This is a genomic window from Nocardiopsis sp. NPDC006938 (assembly GCF_042869555.1).
Taxonomy (GTDB): domain Bacteria; phylum Actinomycetota; class Actinomycetes; order Streptosporangiales; family Streptosporangiaceae; genus Nocardiopsis.
The window spans coordinates 276,638-301,155 of sequence record NZ_JBIAGA010000001.1; the positions used below are offsets into that span (position 1 = coordinate 276,638).

The 24,518-nt window shown below is 70.6% G+C and carries 21 protein-coding genes and 3 pseudogenes; 10 read left to right on the forward strand and 14 right to left on the reverse strand.

The genetic code is table 11. The annotated features are described in order from the left end of the window. Positions 1-255: 255 nt before the first annotated feature. The 3 genes from gcl to ACFYL4_RS01265 form a co-directional block, all read right to left on the reverse strand. The gene (gene gcl, locus ACFYL4_RS01255; RefSeq protein WP_387515500.1) at positions 256-1,971 is read right to left on the reverse strand and encodes a glyoxylate carboligase; all 1,716 of its coding nucleotides are present in this window, start codon (positions 1,969-1,971) and stop codon (positions 256-258) included. Between the two features lie 392 nt (positions 1,972-2,363). Next, positions 2,364-3,254, reverse strand: a complete 891-nt coding sequence (locus ACFYL4_RS01260) for a 2-hydroxy-3-oxopropionate reductase (RefSeq protein WP_357766501.1) — start codon at positions 3,252-3,254, stop codon at positions 2,364-2,366. Between the two features lie 93 nt (positions 3,255-3,347). Continuing rightward, positions 3,348-4,145 (reverse strand): hydroxypyruvate isomerase family protein, encoded by a 798-nt coding sequence (locus ACFYL4_RS01265; RefSeq protein WP_387515502.1) that lies wholly within the window; start codon positions 4,143-4,145, stop codon positions 3,348-3,350. Positions 4,146-4,569: 424 nt separating this feature from the next. Between ACFYL4_RS01265 and uraD the strand changes: the two genes are divergently transcribed. The 6 genes from uraD (at position 4,570) to alc (ending at position 10,608) form a co-directional block, all read left to right on the forward strand. Further along, on the forward strand, positions 4,570-5,124 hold the full coding sequence (gene uraD / locus ACFYL4_RS01270; RefSeq protein WP_387515504.1) for a 2-oxo-4-hydroxy-4-carboxy-5-ureidoimidazoline decarboxylase: 555 nt from the start codon (positions 4,570-4,572) through the stop codon (positions 5,122-5,124). Beyond that, the gene (uraH, locus tag ACFYL4_RS01275; RefSeq protein ID WP_387515505.1) at positions 5,121-5,465 is read left to right on the forward strand and encodes a hydroxyisourate hydrolase; all 345 of its coding nucleotides are present in this window, start codon (positions 5,121-5,123) and stop codon (positions 5,463-5,465) included. The genes uraD and uraH overlap by 4 nt, the downstream gene beginning before the upstream one ends. A gap of 222 nt (positions 5,466-5,687) precedes the next feature. Then, positions 5,688-6,584: a factor-independent urate hydroxylase gene (pucL, locus tag ACFYL4_RS01280; protein WP_357766489.1), complete on the forward strand. Its 897-nt coding sequence runs from the start codon at positions 5,688-5,690 to the stop codon at positions 6,582-6,584. Positions 6,585-6,887: 303 nt separating this feature from the next. Next, positions 6,888-8,378 carry a nucleobase:cation symporter-2 family protein gene (locus tag ACFYL4_RS01285; protein ID WP_387515508.1) on the forward strand — a complete coding sequence of 497 codons (1,491 nt, stop codon included), beginning with the start codon at positions 6,888-6,890 and terminating at the stop codon, positions 8,376-8,378. A gap of 90 nt (positions 8,379-8,468) precedes the next feature. Further along, a complete protein-coding gene (locus ACFYL4_RS01290; RefSeq protein ID WP_387515510.1) occupies positions 8,469-9,407 on the forward strand; it encodes a LysR family transcriptional regulator in 939 nt (312 codons plus the stop codon). A gap of 73 nt (positions 9,408-9,480) precedes the next feature. Then, positions 9,481-10,608: an allantoicase gene (gene alc / locus ACFYL4_RS01295; protein WP_387515512.1), complete on the forward strand. Its 1,128-nt coding sequence runs from the start codon at positions 9,481-9,483 to the stop codon at positions 10,606-10,608. Positions 10,609-10,807: 199 nt separating this feature from the next. On the opposite strand, the gene ACFYL4_RS01300 is transcribed toward alc, so the two are convergent. The 4 genes from ACFYL4_RS01300 to ACFYL4_RS01315 all read right to left on the reverse strand — a co-directional run bounded on the left by ACFYL4_RS01300 (position 10,808) and on the right by ACFYL4_RS01315 (position 15,686). Then, entirely contained in the window at positions 10,808-11,578 is a 771-nt protein-coding gene (locus ACFYL4_RS01300; protein ID WP_387515514.1) for an alpha-ketoglutarate-dependent dioxygenase AlkB, read from the reverse strand. After that, positions 11,562-12,860: a hypothetical protein gene (locus ACFYL4_RS01305; protein WP_387515516.1), complete on the reverse strand. Its 1,299-nt coding sequence runs from the start codon at positions 12,858-12,860 to the stop codon at positions 11,562-11,564. The genes ACFYL4_RS01300 and ACFYL4_RS01305 overlap by 17 nt, the downstream gene beginning before the upstream one ends. A 194-nt stretch (positions 12,861-13,054) precedes the next feature. Continuing rightward, positions 13,055-14,404 (reverse strand): allantoinase AllB, encoded by a 1,350-nt coding sequence (allB, locus tag ACFYL4_RS01310; protein ID WP_387515518.1) that lies wholly within the window; start codon positions 14,402-14,404, stop codon positions 13,055-13,057. 1 nt (position 14,405) lies between these two features. Then, positions 14,406-15,686, reverse strand: coding sequence for a DUF6986 family protein (locus ACFYL4_RS01315; protein ID WP_387515520.1), 1,281 nt, complete (start codon positions 15,684-15,686; stop codon positions 14,406-14,408). Between the two features lie 300 nt (positions 15,687-15,986). Here ACFYL4_RS01315 and ACFYL4_RS01320 point away from each other — a divergent pair, with 300 nt between their 5' ends. After that, complete coding sequence (locus ACFYL4_RS01320) at positions 15,987-16,721, forward strand: IclR family transcriptional regulator (RefSeq protein ID WP_357766575.1); 735 nt, start codon at positions 15,987-15,989, stop codon at positions 16,719-16,721. A 71-nt stretch (positions 16,722-16,792) separates the two neighbouring features. On the opposite strand, the gene era is transcribed toward ACFYL4_RS01320, so the two are convergent. The 5 genes and pseudogenes from era to ACFYL4_RS01345 all read right to left on the reverse strand — a co-directional run. Then, entirely contained in the window at positions 16,793-17,761 is a 969-nt protein-coding gene (era, locus tag ACFYL4_RS01325) for a GTPase Era (RefSeq protein ID WP_387515522.1), read from the reverse strand. A 9-nt stretch (positions 17,762-17,770) separates the two neighbouring features. Further along, complete coding sequence (locus ACFYL4_RS01330) at positions 17,771-18,115, reverse strand: cytidine deaminase (RefSeq protein ID WP_357766464.1); 345 nt, start codon at positions 18,113-18,115, stop codon at positions 17,771-17,773. Continuing rightward, complete coding sequence (locus tag ACFYL4_RS01335) at positions 18,112-19,476, reverse strand: hemolysin family protein (protein ID WP_357766461.1); 1,365 nt, start codon at positions 19,474-19,476, stop codon at positions 18,112-18,114. The genes ACFYL4_RS01330 and ACFYL4_RS01335 overlap by 4 nt, the downstream gene beginning before the upstream one ends. Further along, a complete protein-coding gene (gene ybeY, locus ACFYL4_RS01340) occupies positions 19,473-19,970 on the reverse strand; it encodes an rRNA maturation RNase YbeY (RefSeq protein WP_387515524.1) in 498 nt (165 codons plus the stop codon). Before ybeY ends, ACFYL4_RS01335 begins: the two co-directional genes overlap by 4 nt. Positions 19,971-20,105: 135 nt before the next feature. Beyond that, positions 20,106-20,510: pseudogene (locus ACFYL4_RS01345) on the reverse strand (PhoH family protein); the annotation flags it as partial. A 1,030-nt stretch (positions 20,511-21,540) separates the two neighbouring features. Between ACFYL4_RS01345 and ACFYL4_RS01350 the strand changes: the two are divergent. Next, positions 21,541-21,600 (forward strand): annotated as a pseudogene (locus tag ACFYL4_RS01350) (hypothetical protein); the annotation flags it as partial. Here ACFYL4_RS01350 and ACFYL4_RS01355 read toward each other — a convergent pair. Together ACFYL4_RS01355 and ACFYL4_RS01360 are read right to left on the reverse strand one after the other, a co-directional pair. After that, a pseudogene (locus ACFYL4_RS01355) lies at positions 21,591-22,289 on the reverse strand (PhoH family protein); the annotation flags it as partial. The pseudogenes ACFYL4_RS01350 and ACFYL4_RS01355 overlap by 10 nt on opposite strands. 207 nt (positions 22,290-22,496) lie before the next feature. Then, on the reverse strand, positions 22,497-22,847 hold the full coding sequence (locus tag ACFYL4_RS01360; RefSeq protein WP_387515526.1) for a histidine triad nucleotide-binding protein: 351 nt from the start codon (positions 22,845-22,847) through the stop codon (positions 22,497-22,499). A 283-nt stretch (positions 22,848-23,130) separates the two neighbouring features. Here ACFYL4_RS01360 and ACFYL4_RS01365 point away from each other — a divergent pair, with 283 nt between their 5' ends. Next, on the forward strand, positions 23,131-23,721 hold the full coding sequence (locus tag ACFYL4_RS01365; RefSeq protein ID WP_387515528.1) for a SigE family RNA polymerase sigma factor: 591 nt from the start codon (positions 23,131-23,133) through the stop codon (positions 23,719-23,721). Next, positions 23,718-24,428 (forward strand): hypothetical protein, encoded by a 711-nt coding sequence (locus ACFYL4_RS01370; RefSeq protein ID WP_357766453.1) that lies wholly within the window; start codon positions 23,718-23,720, stop codon positions 24,426-24,428. Before ACFYL4_RS01365 ends, ACFYL4_RS01370 begins: the two co-directional genes overlap by 4 nt. Positions 24,429-24,518: the final 90 nt, after the last annotated feature.

Here is a 24,518-nt window from a genome sequence, read left to right on the forward strand (position 1 = left end):
CCGCATCCGCGAGGGGGTCTCTCCCGTTGGGGCCCGGGACTGGCTGTGAGCGCGGCGGCGGGCGCCCGGGGACGACCGCGTTGAGGTACGAACCGGGGGGCGGCGCTGAGCCAGCGAAGAACCTCACCACCCCCCGGAACCTGGTGCGGGCCCCCTCCTGCCGGTCGCGGAGGGGGCCCGAGCCACGGGGACGGGGTGCAGGTCCGACCCCGTGGCGGTCTGTGGGACCGGGCGCCGGGGCACCCGGACCGGCCGCTACTCGCCGGGCAGCGGCTCGAACTCCTTGACGGCGTCGATGGCCGGACCGTGCGGGGTGTTGGCCTCGCGCTCGATCATGATCTCCACGAGCACCGGGCGCGACGTGGCCTGGGCCTCCTTGCGGGCCCACTCCAGGGACTCCCGGATCTCCCCCGGTTCCCAGACGCGGCGGCCGGAGCAGCCGTAGGCCTCCATGAGCTTCACACTGTCGGTGCCGTACTCGTCGTAGTGGATGTCCACCTGGTAGTTCATGTCGAACGGGATCGACGCCTGGCGGATCAGGCCCAGGTACTCGTTGTTGAGCATGATGATCACGTACGGCACGTTGTACTGGGCCGCGACCGCGAGCTCCTCGACCATGTACTGGAACCCGTAGTCGCCGACGATGCCGACCACCTCGGCGTCCGGCTCGGTGTGCTTGAGCGCCTTCTTGACACCGATGGCCGCCGGGATCTCCCAGCCGAGCGGGCCCGCCTGGCCGCAGATCTGGTAGTGGCGGGGCTTGTACGCCTTCTGGTGCTGCCCGCCCCAGATCTGGTAGAGGCCGATGGCGGTGACGAAGTAGGTGTCCTCGTCGAAGACCTCGTTGATCTCCTTGTAGACGCGGGGCGCCTTCACCGGGACGGTGTCGAAGTCCTCGCGACGGGTCAGGGTCGACTTGAGTTCGTTGACCCGCTCGATCCACGGGCCCACGGCCGCCCTGGCGTCACGCCGCTTGGCGGCGGCCAGCAGCTCCCGGAGGAACAGCCGGGCGTCGGAGACCACGCCCAGGTCGGGCTCGAAGACGCGGCCGATCTGGGTGGCCTCGATGTCGACGTGGATGAAGGTGCGCTCGCCCCGGTAGACGTCGATCTGGCCGGTGTGGCGGTCGGCGAAGCGCGCGCCCACGGCCAGGACCAGGTCCGACTCCAGGAAGGAGGCGTTGCCGTAGCGCTGGGAGGTCTGCACACCGGTCATCCCGGAGTACAGGGGCGAGTCCTCGTCGAAGGAGCCCTTGCCCATGAGGGTGACCTGGACCGGCACCCGCAGGTGCTCGGCCAGGGCCCGCAGGTCGTCGGAGGCGTCGGCCAGGATCACGCCGCCGCCGGCGAGGATGAGCGGACGCTCGGCCGCCAGGAGCAGGTCCAGGGCCCGCTCGACCCGGGGCGGGTGCGGCTCGACCGTGTTGATCTTGAGCGGGGCGTCCAGCTCGGGGTCGTACTCGATGAGCTCCTGGGCCACGTCCACCGGGATGTCGACCAGGACGGGACCGGGGCGGCCCTCCTGGGCGATCCGGAACGCCTCGCGGAAGACCCACGGGGCGGTGGCCGCCTCCTTGATCTGGACGGCCCACTTGGTGACGGGCTTGGCGATCTCGACGATGTCGACCGCCTGGAAGCCCTCCTTGTCGAGCAGGTCGGTGCGCTGCTGGCCGGTGATGCACACGATCGGGACCGAGTCCGCGATGGCCGTGTACAGGCCGGTGATCATGTTGGTTCCGGCGGGACCGGAGGTGCCGATGGCCACGCCGACCTTACCGGTCGTGCGCGACCAGCCGTCGGCCATGTGGGTGGCGCCCTCCTCGTGGCGGACGGTGAGGTGCTCGATTCCGCCCACCTCCTCCATCGCCTTGTACAGGGGGAGGATCGCCGCGCCGGGGCAGCCGAAGGCGGTGTCGACGCCCTCGTCCTTGAGAACCTCCACGACGGCGTTCATCGCGGGCATTTTCGCCATGGGAGCGAACCCTTCAGTGCTGGGGTGGCGGGGAGCGGGGCGCCCGGTGCGGGGACGCCCCGCGCCCGCCGGGGTGGGTGCCAGGGGTGGGCGGTGCGGCCGCCTGCCTCCCGGGTGGGCCAACACCCGGGGGCGGCGCACCGGCCCGGTCATACGGAGTCGTGCGGCCAGTGGCCGTGGAATCGCTGGTGGAGCCGGGCCCGGAGGCTAGGGCGTGTTCCGCGGATCATTCCGCGCTCGCGTGGCCAGGCTGCCTCTCGCTGCGCCGATGAAGCTCGGACAGCCAAACCCGGGCTGACCGTCGCTCATCGTCTTGCGAGAGATGGCCTGGCGGCCGCGCGCGGAGCTGGCGGCTCCGCCGCCAGAAGGCGAAAGCATCCACAGAACACGCCCTAGGAGTCGTCGCGGCCCGAGAGCTGCTCGACGATCTTGAGCAGGGCCGAGTGGTCGAGGCCGCCGTGGCCCTGGTTCTTGAGCGCGGCCACGTACTGCGCCACCTGGGAGCCGAGCGGGATCGCCACACCCGCGGCGGTCGCGGAGTCGGTGATGATGCGCATGTCCTTGTCGTGCAGGGCGATCCGGAACCCGGGCGCGAAGTCGCGCTCGCGCATGGCCCGGCCCTTGCGTTGGAGCACGGTGCTGCCCGCGAGCCCGCCGCCCAGGACCTCCAGGCCGGACTCGGTGTCCACCCCGTGGGCCTCCAGGAAGACCAGCGCCTCGGCGAGGAGCTGGATGTTGCCCGCCACGATGAGCTGGTTGGCGGCCTTGACGGTCTGGCCGGAGCCGCTGGGGCCGACCAGGACCGGGGTGGTGCCCAGGATGTCGAAGAGCGGACGCGCGGCCTCGAAGTCCTCGGCGGTTCCGCCGACCATGATGGACAGTTTGGCCTCCACCGCACCGGCCTCGCCGCCGCTGACCGGGGCGTCCAGGACGCGCAGGCCGCGCTCGGCACCGGCCTCGGCGAGGTCGCGGGCGACGTCGGGTCGGATGGTGCTCATGTCGATGACCAGGGTGCCGGGCTTGGCGTGGTCGTAGACGCCCCCCTCGCCGCGCAGGACCTGGTCGACGTCGGGTGAGTCCGGGAGCATGGTGATGACCGCGTCGGCGTCGGAGACGGCCTCGGCGACACCGCCGCCGCGCAGGCCTCCCTCGGCGACCAGGGCGTCCACGCGCGCCGGACTGCGGTTGACCCCGGTGACGGTGTGTCCGGCACGGACGAGGTGGACGGCCATGGGCAGGCCCATGATGCCCAGGCCGATGAAGGCGATCTTCTTGGCGGCCATGTCGGCCCCCTTTCAGGCTGTGGGTGTGGCTGGTCGTACGCGCGTGGCGGTGGTGCGGCGGGCTGGGCCCGGGGGCGGCGGCGCCCCATGGGGTCAGTTCCGCCAGCCGAAGCTCTCGGCGCTGGGGACGGTGGGCTTGTACTCCAGCCCGACCAGGCCCCGGTAGCCGCCCGCCTGGGCGGCGGTGAGGAGTTCGTCCAGGGGCAGGTCGCCGGAGCCGGGCTCGCCGCGGCCGGGGGCGTCCGCGATCTGGATGTGCCCGAACTCGGCGGCGTGGTCGCGGACCACCGCGGCCACGTCCTCACCGTTGACCGCCAGGTGGAAGAGGTCGGCGAGGAGCGCGACGTTCTCGGCCCCCGCCTCCTTGACCCTGGCGACGAAGGCGAGACCGTCGGCGGCGGTCTTGAGTGGGTAGTCGTCGGAGCCGCTGATGGGCTCGACGAGGACGGTTCCGCCGACCTTGGCCACCGCGTCGGCGGCGGCCACCGCGTTGCGCACGGCGAGGCGGTCCTGTTCGGCCGGGTCCACCCCGTCCTGGCGCAGCCCGTAGAGGGCGTTGAAGCCGGTGGTGCCGGTGCGTTCGGCGATCTGGACGACCACCTCGGCGTTGGCGAGGAACTCCTCGGCGCGGGAGGGGTGGGAGAGCACTCCGCGGTCGGGGCCGGGCAGCCGCCCCGCGAAGAAGTTGAGACCGCTCAGGCGTACGTCCGCGTCGTCGAGGGCGGTGACGAAGGCGTCGACCTCCGCCTGCGCCGGGGTGGCGCTCTCGAAGGGCCACCAGAACTCGACGGCGTGGAAACCCGCGTCGCGTGCGGCTCGGGGGCGCTCGTTGACGGGGAGCTCGGTGAACAGCAGGGAGCAGTTCACCGTGTGCCCGAGTGTGTGGCTCATGCGTTGCCTCCGGCATCCACTTCCGCATTGTGGAAAGTAGTTTTCACTTTAAGGAATGATCTGAGTGTGGGCCGGACCACCGCCGCTTGTCAACCACTCCGCCCACCCCAACCTCGCCCCTGCCGCCGCCCGGCGCCCCCGAGTCCGCACCGACGACGACGTGAAGCCCAAGGCCACAACCCCACCACCCCTCCGGGCCCACGTGCGAGCAGGAAGTTCCCGCTTTCTTCGCACCAGACCACAGAATCGACTGTTTTTCCGATTTCTCCCCTTGCGAGTGTTGACAAGGTCACACTGCCATCAACTAGAGTCCCTGCAATCCGTAATACGGAAACAAGAATCTGCACTACGAAAGCCCAGGCCGGTACGACGATCCAGCGCCACCGCGGCGCCCGGGGGTACCGGCCGAGCCACGGGAGAACACATGCCCGAGACCACCCCGGCCCCGTCGGGGGACACCACCGACCCGGGTCTGGCGCGTCTGAACGCCCTGTCCCCGCAGGACCTGCGCACCGAACTCGCGCAGTGCCTGAACGTGGACCGCTGGGTGGAGGCCGTCGCCTCCGAGGCGCCCTACCCCGACCGCCGGGCCCTGCTCTCGCTCGCCGACACCCACGCACGCGGCATCACCTCGGAGGAGGTCGCCACCGCCCTGGCCCGCCACCCCCGCATCGGAGAGAGGGCCCAAGGGAAGGACACCGAGTCCGCCTGGTCCCGGGGTGAGCAGTCGGCGTTCGCCGCCGACACCGACGACGCCTCCGCCAGGGTCCAGCGCGTCTTCGCCTTCGCCCAGGGTGAGTACGAGGGAAGGTTCGGGCAGATCTACCTCGTCTGCGCCAGCGGCCGCAGCAGCCGCGAACTCCTCGCGAACCTGGTCGCCCGGCTGGACAACGATCCCGAGACCGAGCTGACCGTGGTCGGCGAGGAACTCCGCCAGATCAGCGGACTCCGCCTGCTCAAACTCCTGGAGGCAGCATGAGCCACGTGACCACCCACATCCTGGACGCGGCGCTGGGCAGCCCGGCCCGCGACGTCCCCGTCCGGCTGGAGGCCGCCGCCGACCGCGAGCGCACCTCCTGGACGACCGTGGCCCGGGGGCGCACCAACGCCGACGGCCGCGTACCCGACCTCGGCCCCGACCAGCTCGCCGCCGGGTACTACCGGGTCGTCTTCGACACCGGCGCCTACTTCGCGGCGACCGGCCAGAAGGGCTTCTACCCCGAGGTCACCATCGTGTTCGACCTCGCCGAGGAGGACCAGCACTACCACGTGCCGCTGCTCCTGAGCCCCTTCGCCTACTCCACCTACCGGGGCTCGTAGACCGGCGCCGCCCGCCCGCCATAACCCCTCCGCCCCGGACCCTCCCACGGAAGGAGCCGCCCCCCGCAGCACCCACCACGTAGCACCCTCACCTCTTCGAGTGCGTGACAGGTCCTTCCGCATGACCACAGCGGTCCTCCCTCATACGCACGAAGCGCCGACGCGAACCCGACGCGCGGCGCGAGCGATGAAGCCGAATCCACACGGATGGAGTTCACCCTGATGGGCATCAGACTCGGAGACAACCAGTACGGCAAGGCCGAGGTCCGTCTCGTCCACGTCAAGCGCGACACCGACGTCCACCAGATCAAGGACGTCAACGTCACCTCCCAGCTCCGCGGCGACCTGGAGGAAGTCCACACCGTCGGCGACAACTCCACGTGTCTGCCGACCGACACGCAGAAGAACACCGTCTACGCCAAGGCCCGCGAATGGGGCGGCGTCGGTGCCATCGAGGACTTCGCCCTGCGTCTGGCCCGCCACTTCGTGGACGAGCACGAGTACGTGCACGGCGCCCGCCAGGAGATCGAGGAGTACTCCTGGGACCGGATCGCCACCGCCGACGGCCCGCACGACCACGCGTTCACCCGCAGGGGCGCCGAGACCCGCACCACCGTCGTCAACAAGGACGGCGACAAGGAGTGGGTCGTCTCCGGCTTCGAGGGCCTGACCGTCCTCAAGTCCACCGGCTCGGAGTTCCACGGGTACCCCAAGACCCGGTACACCACCCTGGGCGAGACCAACGACCGCATCCTGGCCACGGACGTCACCGCCCGTTGGCGCTACGTCGGAACCGACCACGACTTCGACAAGGCCTACGAGTCGGTGCGGTCGATCTGCCTGGAGCTCTTCGCCGAGACCCACAGCCTCGCCCTCCAGCAGACCCTCTACGCGATGGGCACGGCCGTCCTGGAGGCCCACCCCGAGATCGCCGAGATCCGCTTCTCCATGCCGAACAACCACCACTTCCTGGTGGACCTCTCCCCGTTCGGCCTGGACAACCCCAACGAGGTCTTCTTCGCCGCCGACCGGCCCTACGGCAAGATCGAGGCCACGGTCGAGCGCGACGACGCCCCCGCCCCCGGAGACGCCTGGAAGGCCGTCCCGGGCTTCGTCTAACCCCTCCCCGGTGACGGCACCGGGCGGAGCCCCGCGCTCCCCCGGGCCGCCGCCGGTGCTCTTCGGAGCCACCTGAACGCCGGGGCCCGTGCGTGCGGCCGGGCCCCGGACTCCCCCACCAAGGGGCCATCACCCGAGGTCTCCCTCGCCTGCTCACCGAACGTGGGCCACACCGGCCTTCGGCATGCCCGGAATCAGGACCACCCGGGCTCCGGGGCCGGCGCGACACCACCGGGCGCCCGCCCGGAGAACCCGGTCACCACCCTCTCGGTGACCACCGATCGCAAAGGCTGGAAACTGGCCATGTCGAACAGTCCGTCCGCGAAGGACTCGGCCACAACAACCGCCACTACCCCCTCCCGCCCCGAGGACGAGAAGCTGCCCCTGCGGCTCATGCTCGTCTACGGGCTCCAGCACATCCTCACCATGTACGCCGGTGCGGTGGCACCGGCGCTCGTCATCGGCGCCGCCGCTGGGCTCGCGAACGACCCCGCCGCCATGGGAATCCTCGTCAGCGGCGCGCTCCTGGTGGCGGGCATCGCCACCCTCATGCAGACCGTCGGCCACAAGCGGATCGGCGCGCAGATGCCGATCGTGGTCGCCTGCTCCTTCGTGCCCGTCAGCGCGATCACCGCCCTGGCCGCCGGGCAGGACGGCGAGAACCTCCCCGTCGCCTTCGGCGCCTCCATGGCGGCCGGCGTGTTCGCGCTGCTCCTGACCCCCTTCTTCGGGCAGCTCATCCGCTTCTTCCCCCCGATCGTCACCGGCACGATCATCACGGTGATCGGCGTCAGCCTGATGCCGGTGGCCGCACGCTGGATCATGGACGGCTCCGTGCGCGTCCTGGAGGACGGCACCGAGGTTCCGGCCGCCCCCGTCGCCAACCTCGCCCTGGCCGGGCTGACCCTGGCCGTCATCCTCGTCGGCTCCCGCCTGTTCCCGGGGATCTGGGGTCGCCTGTCCATCCTCCTCGGCCTGGTCGTGGGCACGGTGGTCGCCGTTCCGCTCGGCATGGCCGACTTCAGCCGCGTCGGCGAGGCCGACATCGTGTTCAACCCGACCTCGGTGTTCTACTTCGGCGCGCCGCAGTTCCAGGTCACCGCCATCATCACCATGTGCATCATCATGCTCGTGGTGCTGACCGAAGGCGCATCGCACATCATCGCCGTCGGTGAGATCACCGGTTCCAAGGTCGACGCCAAGCGCATCTCCGCGGGTCTGCGGGCCGACGTCAGCGGTTCGATCATCGGCCCGATCTTCAGCGCCACCCCCACCAGCTCGTTCGCGCAGAACATCGGCCTGCTCGCCCTGACCGGCATCCGGAGCCGCTACGTCGTGGCCACCGGTGCGGGCATCCTGCTGGTCCTGGGCATGTTCCCGGTGCTCGGCGGGGTCATGGCCGCCATCCCGACCCCCGTCCTGGGCGGCGCCGGGCTGGTGCTGTTCGGCAGCGTCGCGGCCAGCGGCGTCAAGACCCTGGCCAAGGTCGACTTCACCAACAACCTCAACCTGATCCTGGTCGCCGCCTCCGTCGGCGTGGCGATCATCCCGCTCGCCTACCCGACCTTCTACGCGTTCCTGCCGGAGTCCGTCGAGCTCATCGCGCACTCGGGCATCATCGGCGCGGCGATCGTCTCGATCCTGCTCAACATCTGCTTCAACGTGATCGGCCGCGGCCCATCCGCCGACCCCGCCGAGATCGACCGGGCCGACATCGGCAGCGCCGGACCCGGCGAGGCCAAGTACACCGACCAGGCGGGCGCCACCTACCGGGGGACCAGCGGGGAGGGCTGACGGGCCCCGACTCCCCTCGATCCCACCCCTCAGGGGCGGAGCGCCGTGACCACGCGCCCGCCCCGCTTCTGTTAAGTGACGGTGAATGGTATGCCTGTGAGGGTGACCGACTGGGACCTGCGCAAGCTGCGCGTACTCCGCACCCTCGAAGAGCTCGGCACCGTCCGTGCGACCGCCGAGGCGCTGTCCATGACGCCCTCGGCCGTCTCCCAACAACTGTCCTCGCTCTCCCAGCAGGTCGGCGTGGCCCTGCTGGAGGCCCACGGGCGCCGGGTGCGCCTCACCGACGCCGGGCACGTGGTGCTGCGCCACACCGACGTCGTGCTGGCCCAGCTGGAGAGGGCCGAGGCCGAACTCGACGGGTTCGCCCGAGGCGAGGCGGGGCGGGTGCGCGTGGGCACCTTCGCCACGGCCATCCCCGGTCTGGTGGTCCCCGCGCTCAACGCGCTGCGCGCCGACCACCCCGGTCTGCGCACCCGAGTGCACCAGGCCGAGGCCGCCGAGGTGTACGAACTCCTCTCCGCGGGAGAGATCGACATCGGCCTGTCCCTCGCCGCACAAGCCCCCACCAGCCACGACGGCCGCTATGACCGGACCGAGCTGCTCACCGACCCGCTCGACGTGGCCCTGCCCGCACAACACCGGCTGGCCACGGCGCCCGCGCCACGGATGCGCGACCTCGCCGAGGAACCGTGGATCTACGGGGCTGCCGGGCCGTGGCGGGACATCACCCTGGCCGCCTGCGCGCAGGCCGGGTTCGTGCCCGAGCAGGCGCACGTGGCTTCCGACTGGCGGGCCATCCTGGACATGGTCGCCGCCGGGATGGGGGTGGCCCTGATCCCCCGGTTGGCCGCCGCCGGTGACACCCCCGGGGTCACCCTGCGGGTCCCGCACTCCGAGCAGCCCCGGCGCCACGTGGTGACCGCCGTGCGGTCGGGTTCGGGCCAACGGCCCCAGATCGCCCTCGCCCTGCGGGCTCTGGCGAACGCGGCCGCACGTCTCACGAACGTTCAGCCAAAACGAACATAGTGATCAAAAACTTTCGCTGGAATTGACCGGTTTCTCCTGCGACCCTGGAACGGAACCGACCGACAGGAGAACCGTGAGCCAGGACCCGTCCTTCGACCCCCGCGCCTACAACGCCCAGCCGTACCCGGGCGGCGACCCCTACGCCGACTTCAAGAAGACCGAACTGGACTTCGCCGGCCTCGTGGACCTCGCCGACCGCCGTCTCGGCGGCGGAGTCGTCGCCGCCAACGACGAGTTCTTCGCGCACCGCGAGAACATGCTGCGGACCGAACCCGCGGTGTTCGACCCGCACCACTTCGGGCACAAGGGCAAGGTCATGGACGGGTGGGAGACCCGCCGACGCCGAGGTGCGAGCGCCGAACAGCCGCACCCGACCGCCGACGACCACGACTGGGCCCTGGTCCGCCTCGCCCTGCCCGGAGTCGTCCGCGGCATCGTGGTGGACACCGCGCACTTCCGCGGCAACCACCCCACGGAGATCAGCGTGGAGGTGGCGCACGTCGACGGCACGCCCACCACCGAGGAGCTGCTGGACGCCGACTGGACCGAGATCGTGGCACGCACCCCCGTGTACGGCCACGCGGAGAACGGTTTCGCGATCGACGTCGAGCGCCGCTGGACGCACCTGCGGCTCAAGCAGTTCCCCGACGGCGGCGTGGCGCGCCTGCGCGTGTACGGCGAACCCGTCGCCGACCCGGCCTGGCTCTCCGCCCTGGGCGGCTTCGACCTGGCCGCGCTGGTCAACGGCGGCACCGTCGAGGACGCCTCGGACCGGTTCTACTCCTCCCCCGAGAACATCATCCTGCCCGGCCGCTCGCACAAGATGGACGACGGGTGGGAGAACCGCCGCCGCCGCGACACCGGCAACGACTGGGTGCGCTTCCGCCTCACCGCGCAGGCCTCCGTGCGCGCCATCGAGCTGGACACCGCCTACCTCAAGGGCAACTCGGCCGGATGGGTGACCATCCTCGGGCGTGACACGCACTCCGACACCCCGGACGAGTGGTTCGAGATCGTCGGCCGCACCCGACTCCAGCCCGACAGCGCCCACCGGTTCGTGCTCGAGACCCCGGTGACCGTCACCCACGTGCGCACCGACGTGTTCCCGGACGGCGGCATGGCCCGCCTGAACGTGTACGGCTCGCTCACCGACACCGGTGCCGCCGACCTGCGCCACCGCTGGGAAGCCACCCGCGGGTAGACCCCCACCGACCAGGGCGGGCACGCGTCAGCGCGCCCGCCCTTCCACATGTCGGGGAAGGCCCGATGGGGAAGCCCGACAGCGCGGCGCCGTGCCGTGCCGTCGGGTAGCCGAACTCCTCCCTGTCGGGAAGACCACGCGGAACCCCTTCCCCGCCCCGCCACGCGTGCCCCGGGGCCCGCCCCGGTGTGGGCGACGCTCACACGGGAGGGATCAGGTCGCTCTCGCTGACGGTGTACGTCAGCCGGGGATAGACGAAGTCCGTCTCCTCGTTCTCGGCACGCCGTAGCCGGTAGAACTCGTGTCTTCGCTCATCGTCGGCCGGCACGAGGCGCTCGCCCTCCGGGAGGTAGGCGTGTCCGTCGCGGTACCGGAGGAAGGTCTTCGAGGTTCGGAAGGTCACGCCCAACCACTGCTGGCCCGCCGCCCGGGCGGGCGCGTCCAACACGATCCTGTGCTTGAGGCGCCGATTCGCGGCGACCGAGAACGCGACGACACCGTTGTGTGCCAGGGGGATCTCGTGCTTCTGGGCGTCGTCCTCCTTCGACGCCACGATCAGCTTCCGCGATGGGCCTTCGTCGGGGTGGCGGTAACAGGAGAACACCGCGATGAACGACTCGTCCGCCAGATCGATCGCCTGGTCGGAGTGGCTGCCCATCTTCTTGTACGAGTTCGAATAGCACTCGACGAGGGCGTTGTTGAAGGCGACGGGAATCCCCGCGTGCTCCTGAATCCGTCGCGCCAGTCGCTCGTGCACCGCTCGGAAGCGCCGCGCCGGATTTCCGTATCGCGTGGTGGTACGTACGACAGGCACATCACCCACGTCGTCGACCCTGGTCAGCACGGCGCCTCTCCGGCCTTTTCCCAGGTCTTCCCAGTGGACCGACGCGGACAGCTCTTCGAAGGGGTTCCCCTCGACCGGCACGGCACACGAGATGATCGCGTCCGAGATCTCAGATCCGGGGTGCACTGTAGTCCCCCTGGTTCATGCTGAACGCGAACCTGTCCCCGTAATCGACGAAGGACGAGACCCTGTTCTCCTTGGCGTACAGCCCGCGAAGTTCGTCCATGCCCTCCGGGGTGGGCGGCCCCAGTCGCACCGGATCTCCCGGCCCCTTGAGGAAGGTGTGGCCGTCCTTGTGCACGGCTTCGGTACTCGAACAGCGCACCACGTATCCCAGGCGGGTCGGAAGAAGAGCGGCGTCCAACGCCGAGGGCCGGATTTCGTGTGTGTACAGGCGGTTGACGGACAGGGGCATGAAGAAGACGGAGCCGGGGTGGAGCGTGATCTCGAACCGCGGGGGAAGCCCGTGCCGGTCGCTCTCCGTGGTCGTCTCCTTGCGGCGAAAGCGGAGTCTGGTCAGCCCGCTGATGCCCTTCACCCCGTGGTCGAAGGGGTCCTCGACCATCGGCCGCAGCTTGTCGAGCCCGTCGTAGAAGGTGCAGAAGGCCATGATGCCGTTGACGGGCATGTCCTTGGTCTTGTCGGCGTGAGCCGAGATCCTGGCCTTGGACTGCTTGCGCTCGGCCGTGGCACGGGTGTTGTGGTAGATCTGCGCGAGGACGTGATTGAGCGGTGCGGGGTTCCGGAAGAGGACGGCGGCTTCGCGGTTCAGCGCCTCGACGATCTGCCTGTCGGTCGCGCGGAAGTTCTCGGTCGGTCCCGAGAGGTTCGTGGAGCACCGGAGCAGGCGGAAATGGAGTTCGTCGTCATCGCGCGTGACGGGCGTCAGATAGATTCCGCTGCGATGGGCCGTTCCGGGCTTGGTGGATTCGGTCAGGGACTGGAACTCGTGCTCCGCGCGAATGCGCTCGAAGTGATCAGCGGCGGGACCGAAGAAGCGTCGATAGTACACGCCCGCGCCGTGCACACGGAGGGGCACTCGGCCGAGGTCGACCAGGGTCCACGGTGTGTCGACGCCCTCGTGGTAACCGCGCGACAGATCCCGGATCACCATGACCCGGGCCGCCTCCCGCAGTCGGCCGCCACTGATCCCGGACACATCGCCGCACAGATAGACGTTCCTCCGGGCGATATCGCACGAACCGGAGGCGAGTTCCTCCGGCGTGGTCACGGACCCGAAGAAGTCCCTGACCCAGTCATGCTCGCGCAGCTCCGAAGGCACGACCAAGATGTTGCCCGCATCCTCGAGGAATGCTTCTTTCGATTCCGTCGAGCACATCAAACGGCACCCGCCCTCCGCAGATTCTCGTGGATCACGTGAAAAAATGAATATGAATTCGGCCCGCATTCCTTCATATCGCGGAGCGCGAAAGAAAGAAGGCGGACCATAAGGCAGTGATCCTCTCACGAGGGCTCACCGGAGGACAACGGGAGTGGGTCCCGCCCATCCGCGCCAGCCGGACACCGTGGCCCCGACACCCCAGCGCCGCGCACGCCGACGGGCGCCGCGTCGCGAGCGGGGCGCCCGTCGGCGGGACCGCGTCAGTCCCTGGTGATCATCCGGCCGTCCACGCTGTCGGAGGTCACCTCGACGCCGCGCAGGAGGGTGCGGCGCACCCGGCCCCGGAGGTCGGCCCCGTCGTAGGCGCTCACCGGGTTGCGGTGGGCCAGGGAGCGCGCCTGCACGTGGAAGGGCTCGTCGGGCGCGAACACGGCCAGGTCCGCGCTCATCCCCTCCGCGATCGCGCCCTTGCCGACCACTCCGGCTACGCGGGCGGGCTCGGCGGACATCCACCGGACGACCTCGGCGAGCGGCACCCCGCGGCCACGGGCCTCGGTCCACATCGCGGACAGCCCCACCTGGAGCCCCGCGACACCTCCCCAGGCGGTACCGAAGTCACCCGTGTCGAGGTCCTTCAGGTCCGGGGTGCTCGGCGAGTGGTCGCTGACCACGCAGTCGATCAGCCCGTCCTGGAGAGCGCGCCACAGCAGGTCGCGGTTGGCGCCGTCCCGGATGGGCGGGCAGCACTTGTAGCTGGTCCCCCCGGCCGGGATCTCCTCGGCGGCGAGTGTGAGGTAGTGCGGGCAGCTCTCCACGGTGAGGGGGACGCCCTCTTCCTTGGCCCGTGCGATCAGCGGCAGGGCCGAGGCACTGGACAGGTGCAGGACGTGCGCCCGCACCCCGGTGCGGCGGGCGGTGTCGACCACCAGCGCGATGGCCGCGTTCTCGGCCTCGTCGGGTCGTGAGGCGAGGAAGTCCGCGTAGTCGCGGCCGGACGCGGCGGGGGCCGAGTCCAGCACCTTGGGGTCCTCGGCGTGCACGATCAGCCGACCGCCGAAGGCCCTGATCGCCGTGGCGGCGGTGTCCAGTTCCCTCGGGGACAGGTGCCCGAACTCGTCCACGCCCGAGGGCGACAAGAACGCCTTGAAGCCGAAGACCCCTTCGGACCACAGGTCGGCTAGGGTGCCGGTGGTGTCCGCGCCGGAGTTCTCCGGCACGGCCCCGCCCCAGAAGCCGACGTCCACGGCGAGCTTGCCCTCGGCGACCGCGCGTTTGGCCTTGAGGCCGTCGAGCGTGGTGGTGGGCGGCACGCTGTTGAGCGGCATGTCGACGAGGGTGGTCACCCCGCCCAGGGCGGCGGCGCGTGTGGCGCTGGCGAAGCCCTCCCATTCGGTGCGTCCGGGCTCGTTGACGTGCACGTGGCTGTCGACGAGGCCGGGGAGGAGGACCTCGTCGTCGGCCAGGCGCAGCTCACGCGCGGCGTCGACGGGGGCGTCGTCACCGGGCAGGACCCCGGTGATCCGTCCGTCGTCCACGACCACGCTGACGGCGCGTTCGCCTTCGGGGGTGAGGGCGCGGCGGGCGCGTACGACGAGTGCGTGCTCGGTCAACTCACTGCTCCTGTCCGACACGGCGGGTGGCCAGGGCGACGATGGTACCGGCGTCCGCACCGGCGGCGGTGACCACCTCGGACTCCTCCAGCGCGCCGCAGCGCAGGCCGCTGGCCAGGACGGACGCCAGCGCCTGGGCGGTGGCGGGTTCGTCCATCACGTTGCCTCCGGCCTGGCCGAGGTAGGCCCTGAGCCGGGCGGCGGCGGGGGCGAAGGCCTCGCGGTAGAAGGCGTAGGTGGCCAGGTACCGGATGGGCAGCTGGTTCGGGTGCAGGTCCCAGCCCTGGTAGAAGCCGCGCTCCAGGGAGCGGCGGACCAGCCCGGCGTGCAGGTTCCAGGCGGAGCGAACGTCCTCGGTGCTGCCGGTGGGGAGGATGTTGCTGCCGCCGTCGGAGAGCCACACACCGGTTCCGGCGGCGGCCACCTGCATGACGGCCTTGGCGTAGTCGGCGGCGGGGTGGGCCAGGCTCTGGTGCGCGGCGGTGATGCCGCAGGCCGCGCTGTAGTCGTAGGTGCCGTAGTGCAGGGCGGTGACGCGGCCCTGTCCGGCCCGGATCATGCGGGCCACCGCGACGGTGCCGTCGGCGAGCAGGATGGACTGCGGGGTCTCGATCTGGAGTTCGAACCGCAGGCGGCCGGCGGGCAGACCGAAGCGCGCCTCCAGGCGTTCGCCGACCCACACCATGGCCTCGACCTGGTCGACGGAGGTGATCTTGGGCAGGGTGAGGACGAGGTTGTCCGGGAGGGAACCGTGCCCTTCCAGCAGGGTCTGGAGGAACAGGGTGAGGGTGCGCACGCCGCGGTGGCGTCCGGCGGCCTCCATGCCCTTCATGCGGATACCGAAGTAGGGGGTGGCCGTCCCCTGCGCGAGATCCGCGACGAACGCGTTCGCGGTGGCGAGGACGTGGGCGTCCTCGGTCTCGTCGCCGGGTGCTCCGTAGCCGTCCTCGAAGTCGGCGCGCAGGTCCTCGATCGGCTCGCGGGCGAGCTTGGCGCGCACCAGGGGGAGCGCGTCGGCGACGGCGGCCTCGCTCAGCCCGGTGATCTCGGCGAGGTCGGCGGCCTTGGGCGCGTACTCGTCCAGGGAGGCGACCGCCTCCCGTCCCCAGTCCGCGGCGAGGCCGGGGCGGATGCGTCCGGCGGGAACGTAGACGCTGTGGACGGGCTGGCGGCCGCCGCTGGTCCCGGGGTACTCGCGGTCCAGTCGCGCGTCGGCCTCGGCCAGCCGGGTGTCGAGTTCGGTGACCAGGTCGGTCAGGCCCGTGAGGCTGTCACTCGCCACGTGTGGTGTCCTCCTCCGTCGTCGGTGCCGGACTCGCGGTGGGATGAGAGTCCGGTCACTAATTTCTATATGCGGATAATAACTTCTGCTATTCGGAAGAACAAGGGTCTCGGGCCTCCTCGGACACCGCGCGCGCAGCTTCCCGCCCCGACGGAGAGCGAAAACCTCCTTTCGTATTGCAGAATGATGAGCGTGACCGTAGCGGCCCTCAGTATGGGAGCACGACCCTTGTCAGCCTCACAGATCCCCCAAACGGACCAGCCCCGCCCTCCTGAGGAGACGGCCCGGCGCTCCGGTGGCGTGCAGTCCCTCGACCGCGCCTTCGCCCTGCTGGAGATCATGGCCGAGGCGGGCGGCGAGGCCTCCCTGAGCCAGCTCGCCGACTCCTCCGGACTGCCCCTGCCCACCATCCACCGCATCATCCGCACCCTGGTCGGCAACGGGTACGTCCGCCAGCTCCCCTCCCGCCGCTACGCCCTGGGCCCCCGCCTGATCGGCCTCGGCGACAAGGCCGCCCGCATGCTCGGCACCTGGGCACGCCCCCACCTGGCCCAGCTCGTGGAGGACCTCGGCGAGACCGCCAACCTCGCGATGCTCGACGGCGACAAGGTCATCTACGTCGCCCAGGTGCCCTCGCCCCACGCCATGCGCATGTTCACCGAGGTCGGCCGCCGCGTCCTTCCGCACTCCGCGGGAGTCGGCAAGGCACTGCTCTCCCAGCTCAGCGACGAGGAGGCCCTGGCCACCGTGCGCCGCACCGGCATGCCCGCAGCCACCGAGCGCACCATCACCGACCCGGACGCCTTCCTCTCGGAACTGCACCGCATCCGCGAGACCGGGTACGCGATCGACGACGGCGAACAGGAGGTCGGCGTGCGCTGCGTGGCCGTCCCGGTCAGGGACGCCCCCTCCGGCATGGCCGTGTCGGTCTCCGGCCCCGAAGCCCGCGTCAGCTGGGACTTCGTGGGTCAGGCCGCCCCCATCGTGCAGCGTTGCGCCCGGGTGCTGGCCACCGACCTCAACAACCAGAGCTGACCCGACGGGCCGCGCCGGACACGACGAGGGGGCGTGACCACATGTGGTCACGCCCCCTCGTCGAACCGCCGCTACGTCTGCTGGTCGAAACCCAGCTTGCGCAGCTGCTTGGGATCGCGCTGCCAGTCCTTGGCCACCCGGACCCGCAGGTCCAGGAACACCCGCTGCCCCAGCAGGCCCTCGATCTGCTTGCGGGCCCGCGAGCCCACGTCGCGCAGACGCGAGCCCTTGGAACCGATCACGATCGCCTTCTGGCTGGGCCGCTCCACGTACAGCGACGCGTAGATGTCCACCAGTTCCTTGCCGGGCCTGGTGTTCTCTCGCTCGTACATCTCGTCCACGACCACCGCGATCGAGTGCGGCAGCTCGTCCCGCACCCCCTCCAGGGCGGCCTCGCGGACCAGTTCGGCCACGAGCATCTCGTCCGGCTCGTCCGTGAGGTCGCCGTCCGGGTACAGCGGCGGTCCCTCGGGCAGGTGCGAGCACAGGACGTCGGTGACCGTGTCCAGCTGGAACTCGCCCCGCGCGGACACCGGAACGATGTCGGCCCAGTCACCCAGCTCGTTCACGGCCATCAGGTGCTCACCGACCGCCGCCCGGTCCACCAGGTCGGTCTTGGTCACCAGAGCCACCACCGGGGTGTTGGTCTGCTCGGCGAGCTCCTTGGCGATGTAGCTGTCGCCCCGCCCGATCGGCTCGTTGGCGGGCAGACAGAACGCGATCACGTCCACCTCGACCAACGTGGACCGCACCAGCGAGTCCAACCGCTCCCCCAGCAGGGTGCGGGGTTTGTGCAGACCGGGCGTGTCCACGATGATCAGCTGCGCGTCCGGACGGTGCACGATCCCGCGCACCGTCCGCCGCGTGGTCTGGGGCCGGTTGCTGGTGATCGCCACCTTCTGCCCGACCAGCGCGTTCATCAGGGTGGACTTGCCCACGTTCGGGCGGCCCACGAAGCACGCGAAACCGCTCCGGAAACCCTCCGGCTGGGAGAGCGACGGCAGCGGCACGCGGAGCTTCTCAAGGTCGAGGTCGTTCATCTGTCCTTCTCAACGCCGGGTGACGCTCGCGGGCACCCCGTCGGGGGCCGCGATCACCACCAGCTGGGTCTTCAGGTCGTCCGCCACCGCGCGGTCGGCCTCGGTCAGCTCCCTGGCCTCGGTGACGACCACCGCCGCCTCCAGCGCGGCGGCCTCACTGGAGGCGGCCGCGGCCACGGCGGCCTGGAGCGCGCTCAACCGCAGCGAGGGCAACGACACCGTGGTGGCCACGTACGTGCGCCCGGTCTCGTCGCGCACCGCGGCGCCCTCGGCGGCCGCGTTACGGGCCCGGGAGGCCCGCGCGAGGGTGATCAGCTTGGTGTCCTCGGGGCCGAGTCCGGTCGTGTCCGTCACTGGTCCGTGCTCCTTACGTCGTGGTCGGGGCCCTGGGCGGGATCATCGGGCAGTCGCTCCACCAGCACCGTGGTCATCCGGTTCCGGCGGCTGCTCTTGCCCTCCAGGGTCAGCCTGAGTCCAGCGTATTCCGCCTGGGCGCCACCCGCCGGGACCCGACCCAGCACGAACGCCACCAGGCCGCCCACGGTCTCCACGTCGGAGACCTCCAGGTCGCGCTCGGGGAAGAGCTCGGCCAGGTCACCCAGGGGAAGGCGCGCGGTCACCCGCACCCGGTCCTCGTCCAGCCAGTCGACCGGCGCGATCTCGTGGTCGTACTCGTCGGTGATCTCCCCGACGATCTCCTCCACGATGTCCTCCAGCGTGACCAGTCCCGCGGTGCCGCCGTACTCGTCGATCGCCACCGCCACGTGGTTGCGGCGCTTTTGCATCTCGCGCAGGAGCTCGTCGATGGGCTTGGTGTCGGGCACGAAGGTGGCGTCGCGCATCACGTCGGCGGCGGTAAGGGGCACGTCGTCCGCTCCCCCGGCGGCCGCCGCCCAGCGGTCGCGCAACCGCTCCACGAGGTCCTTGAGGTAGACGATGCCCACCACGTCGTCCTCGTCCTCCCCCGTGACGGGGATGCGCGAGTAGCCGCTCGCCATGGCGAGCGAGAGGACCGCGTCCGCGTCGGCGTCCCGGCCGGTGAAGACGATGTCGGTCCGTGGCACCATGACCTCGCGCACGGAGGTGTCGTCCAGCTTGAACACCGAGTGGATCATCTGGCGCTCCTCAGGGTCGATCACCTCCCCCTGCTCGGCCAGGTCGACCAGCTGGCGCAGCTCGACCTCGGTGCTGAAGGGGCCGTCCCGGTCGCCCTTGCCGCGGGGGGTCAGGGCGCGCCCGGCCCCCACCAGCAGTCGGGCCACCGGCCCCAGCACCACCTGGAGCGGGTACACGACCGCGGCGCTGGTCCGGGCGAACGGTCCGGCGAACTGGCGGCCGAGGATGCGCGGGGTGACCGCGATCAGCACGCACTCCGCCACCACCATCACCAGAGCGGTGAGCGCCAGCGCGGGCCAGCCCGGTCCCAGTAGGAAGACCATGCCCACCACGGCGGCCAGGACGGCGCACACCTCGCACACCACGCGCAGGAACAGCAGCATGTTCAGGTGGGCGGCGGGGTCGGCGACCACCCGGTCCCAGGCGGCGCGCGCCCGGGCGGGACGCTCCCCGTGGGCGTCCTCCATCCCCATGGAGACGACTCGGGTGACGGCGACCTCGGCGGCCACCAGGAACCCCGCCACGGCGGTCAGGAGGAGGGCGGCGACCAGGGCCCCCGCCCACACCACGGGGTCTCCCGTGGCCAGCGACGCGCTCATCGGGCGCTCTCGTCCCCTTCGGTCGTGTCATGGGCGGCCGACTCGCGCTCACGCCAGGCGGCGAGGATCTCTCCCTGGAGCCCGAACATCTCCTTGTGCTCCTCGGGCTCGGCGTGGTCGTACCCGAGCAGGTGCAGGATGCCGTGCGTGCACAGCAGGTCGATCTCCGCCTGGGTGCCGTGACCGGCCGTCTCGCCCTGGCGCTCGGCCACCTGGGGGCAGATGATCACGTCACCGAGCACGCCGGGTTCGCTGGTGCGCCCGGGGCCGCCGGGGCGCAGCTCGTCCATGGGGAACGAGAGCACGTCGGTGGGGCCGGGCTCGTCCATCCAGCGCACGTGGAGGTCGGTCATGGGTCCTTCGTCCACCAGCACGACGGACAGCTCGGCCAACGGGTGCACCCGCATGGCGTCGAGCACGTGCCGGGCCAGCCGGGAGAGTCGTTCCTCGTCCACGCTGGTGACGCCGGACTCGTTGGCGACGTCGATACTCATCGGTTGCGGATGCCTCACTTGGGTTCGGGGTGGGTCGGCGGTGTCCCTCCGCCCGGTGCCCGGGAGGGCACCGTACCGACGGCGGTGGGCCCGCACGAGGCGGGCCCACCGGTCGGTGTCACTACGTACTTCTTCTCAGTCTGCCCGTTGTTCGGGGCCCTCGGGGCCGTCGGAGCGGTCCTTCGGGGTGTCGCCGCCGCGGCGCCGGCCGCCGCGCGGTCCCGATCGGCTCCGACCTCCGTCGCCCGGCCCGCCCTGAGCGGCGTCGTAACGCCCGTAGGCGTCGACGATCTGCCCCACCAGCCGGTGCCGGACGACGTCCTCACTGGTCAGTCGGCAAAAGGCGATGTCGTCGATATCACGCAGGATGTTCTCGATCGTCCGGAGCCCGCTGGCCTGCCCTCCGGGCAGGTCCACCTGGGTGACGTCGCCGGTGACCACGATCTTGGACCCGAACCCGAGCCGGGTCAGGAACATCTTCATCTGCTCCGGCGAGGTGTTCTGCGCCTCGTCCAGGATGATGAAGGAGTCGTTGAGAGTGTTGTGTGTGAGCAGGAAGTCCTCGGTGACGTAGAGGGAGTCCTCCGCCGCCACCTGGATGCACACACACTCCTCGCTTCCGGCTGGTTCGACGGAGTCGACGAAGCGCATCGGGCGTCCCCCACCGGTCGCGTCGTACTTCTCCTTCTTGCGTCGGAGCCGGAAGGGCTGAACTCCCTCGGGCAGACGCAGGTCGAGGCCATGGGTGTCCTTGCGGTGGAAGACCTCCCGTCCCCCGGCAAGGCCCGGCGCACGCCCCTCGGCTGGGCGGGAACGCTCGTAGACCACGCCTCCAAGAGACCGGACCAGGAAGGTCACCGCGTCACGCAGGTGGGGGGACGTCGTTCCGTACTGCACGCGGCAGGTGCGCCCCGCTGGTGTGACCGGTTCCCCGTCGGAGTCGAGCAGGCCCTGGAGCAGGGCCAACCTCACCTCGGCCGTGTTGTACAGGTAGTCGTCCGGGACGAACTTCGTGTCGGACCTGGTCCCGCACAGTCCCAGGTTCCGCATGATCGCGGTCACCGGGTTGGCGATGGTGATCACCTCGCCCGGCGCGCTCTCGCGGTTGAGGACGTGGTCCGGACCGGACTCGTGCCGGACGCGAACACCGGGGAGCAGCGTGTCGAGTGCCTCGGCCAGCTCGGGGTCCTCGGTCGCGAGACCCGGTGTGGTCGAACCCGTGAGGCAACCGTCCCCAAGGAGAAGGCCCAGTGCGTAGGCGTCCATGGGCACCTCCCGCTCCGGGAAGGCCACGGGCTCGCTGAGCAGAGGGAGCTCGTACTTGCGATAGTGCGAGCTGCGCAACCCGCTCTCGACGATCTCCTTGGCGGTGAGCACCCTGGGCGGCTCGCCTCTGCCTGCGTCGTCCCTGGTCCGGACGGTCCACAGGTGGTCCTCTGAGCACAGCGTGGAGGCACCGTCCTGGGAGGAGAATCGGTAGGTCGCCTTCTCCCCCTGCGGGTACACCCCGATCACCGGGGTCGGTCGCCCGTCAGAGCCCGTCACCAGGTCACCGACCCGGAGGTCACCGATGGGCCGGAACCCCTCAGGGGTCAGCACCTTGGTGTGCAGCGGCTGCGCCCGGCCGCGCATGTACGCCAGGGGGGCGACCTCGATGGTCCCGGCGGCCATCAGCTTGGGGATGGAGTCCGGGTCGAGCATGTCGTGCAGGGCGTCGTAGAGCGGCCGCAGGTACGGGTCGATCTTGTCGTAGAGGGTGCCGGGGAGGAACCCCAGGCGCTCACCGGCCTCGACGGCGGGCCGGGTGAGGATGATCCGGTTGACCTCCTTGTCCTGGAGGGCCTTCACCGCCTTGGCCATCGCCAGGTAGGTCTTGCCGGTACCCGCGGGGCCGATGCCGAACACCACGGTGCGCTCGTCGATGACGTCGACGTAGCGCTTCTGGTTCAGCGTCTTGGGGCGGATCGTCTTGCCCCGGTTGGACAGGATGTTGGTGGTCAGCACGTCCGCGGGGCGTTCCTTGCCCGGCGAGCGCAGCATGTGGATCATGCGCTCGACGGTGTCGGGAGTGACGTGGGTGCCGCTCTTGGCGAGCTCGATCAGCTCCTCCACGAGGCGGACCACCACGGCCGTCTCCTCGGGGGTCCCGCTGATCGTGAACTCGTTGCCGCGCACGTGGATGTCGCTCTTGAAGGACCGCTCCAGCGCTCGGAGCAGCTCGTCCCCCGAACCCAGCAGGCTGATCATCGTGTGTTCGTCCGGCACCACGACCTTGACCTGGGTCTCCGGGTCCTGGTGCGTGTGAGTTGACTCGGCCATGGTGTGGCCTTGCGGCCGCTGTCCCTACCCTTCGGTCACGGCCCCGGGGTCGGTCGCCCGGGGGTCCTCGCGGACGGGCCGCACACCGTGTCCGACGGCGTCGAACACGGTCACCACGGGTGCGCGGGGCAACCGAAGTGGCCGGTGGGGCCCGTCCTCGAGTCTACCAACGGGGTCCTCCCGGGCTCGAGCGGTTATCGGGGCCGCCTACCCGGGGGGCCAGTTCAGGCCGCGGCCGCCGAGCACGTGGACATGGAGGTGGAAGACGGTCTGTCCGGCGCCCGCCCCGGTGTTGAGGACCATCCGGTAGCCGCTGTCGACCACGCCCTCGGCCCGGGCGACCTCGTGGGCCTCGCGCACGAGGGCGTCCATGAGCCCGGTGTCGGCGGCGGCCGCCGAGGCGGCGTCGATGACGTGTTCGCGGGGCACGACCAGGACGTGGGTGGGCGCCTGGGGGTTGATGTCGCGGAACGCCACCGTGCGCTCCCCCTCGCGGACGATCTCCGCGGGGACCTCGCCCTTCACGATCTTGCAGAAAAGGCAGTCGGGGTCGACCATCGCTCACCTTCCGTCACGCGGGGCCGCGTTGGGCCGCGGCACCGCTTCTCGGGTCTGTCCGGCCCATGATGCCGCAGGTGGGATGGGCGCCGCAGTGGCACGGAGGGTGAGGAGATGAACCCTCAACCTTTCCGCAACCGTTCCGATCCACGTTCCCCGCCAGCCCACAACCCCGGCGCGGTAGGCTTTGCGTCCGTGCGCGTCAGGCTGTTGGGAACGCCCGCCGTTCGGCCTCATCCGACGTGTTCGGATCGGAACGCACGTCTACTGGAAATGAAGAGGTATGCCCTTTCGTAAACCCCGCGACAAGGGTGTGCGTCGAACTGAGGTGACGACAGAAACCTTGGTGGCCAGTGCCACCACGTCGCCGCTCTCAGTCGAGTGGGACGCCGACCACGCGGTCACGGAGCTCTACCGGGAGCACTACCGTCCGCTCGTACGGCTCGCCGCCCTGCTCGTGCGGGACCACGCGACCGCCGAGGAAGTCGTCCAGGACGCCTTCGTGGCCATGCACGGCGCCTGGCGTCGCCTCAGGGACCCCAACAAGGCCCTCTCCTACCTCCGTCAGGCGGTGGTGAACAAGGCCAGGTCCGTGCTGCGCCACAGGGCCGTCGTCGAGAAGCACGCGCCCAAGGCCCTGCCGGACGCACCCAGTGCCGAGCACGGGGCCATGAACCTGCTGGAGCGCGAGGCGGTCATCGCCGCCCTGCGCAAGCTACCCACCCGTCAGCGAGAGGCCATCGTGCTCCGGTACTACGGCGACCTGTCCGAGGCGCAGATCGCGGACGCCATGGGCATCAGTCGAGGCGCGGTCAAAAGCCACACCTCGCGTGGCATCTCCTCCCTTCGCTCTGTACTGGAGCAGACGTCATGAGTAGCCCCAACGAACGAAGCGAAACGGAGTTCGAGGACCAGCTCCGTCAGATACTGAGGGCCGAGGCCGACGACGTCACACCGTCGGCCGAGGGCCTCAACCTCATCCGTGAGCGCACCGAGCGCCACCGCGGCTCCGCGTGGTTCGGTCTGCCGTGGCTGCGCCCCGTGGCGGCCGTGGCCGCCGCCGTACTCATCGTCACCTCGGTGATCATGTCGAGCCCCCAGGTTCGCGAACAGGTCCTGGACATCGTCCCGGCCGGGGCCGACCGTGCGGGCACCCCGCCCGAGGACGGCGGTGACGGCGGCGGCGTCGCCGCTCCCGGCCCCACCACGGGGTCCGCCTCCGGCAGCAGCAAGCCGGAGGAGGAGGCCGAGCTCGACCCCGAGAGCTCCCCCAGCCCGTCCAGCTCCCCGTCGTCCTCCGAGGACGGCGACCTGGAGACCACTTCCTCGTGCCCCCCGGGCGAGGAGCTCACCCCGGTCGCCTCCGACGGTGCCCGCGACGAGGACAAGAAGGACAAGGACGAGCGGGAGGGCAGGGGTTCGGGCAAGGAGACCTGCGCCCCCACGGACGAGCCCAAGGAAGAGCCCACCGACGAGCCCACCAGTCCCGGTGGCGGCGACCTCGACCCCGGTGAGGGTGTCGAGGAGCCCGGCGGCGGTTCCGGGAACCAGGGCGACGAGGACGGTGCCAGCGCGAGCTGACCCGTCGGGCCCCGGGCCCGGTACTGACACGGTGAAGGGCCCGTGGGATCTCCCACGGGCCCTTCACCGTGTCCGGTCCCCGCCGGCTCA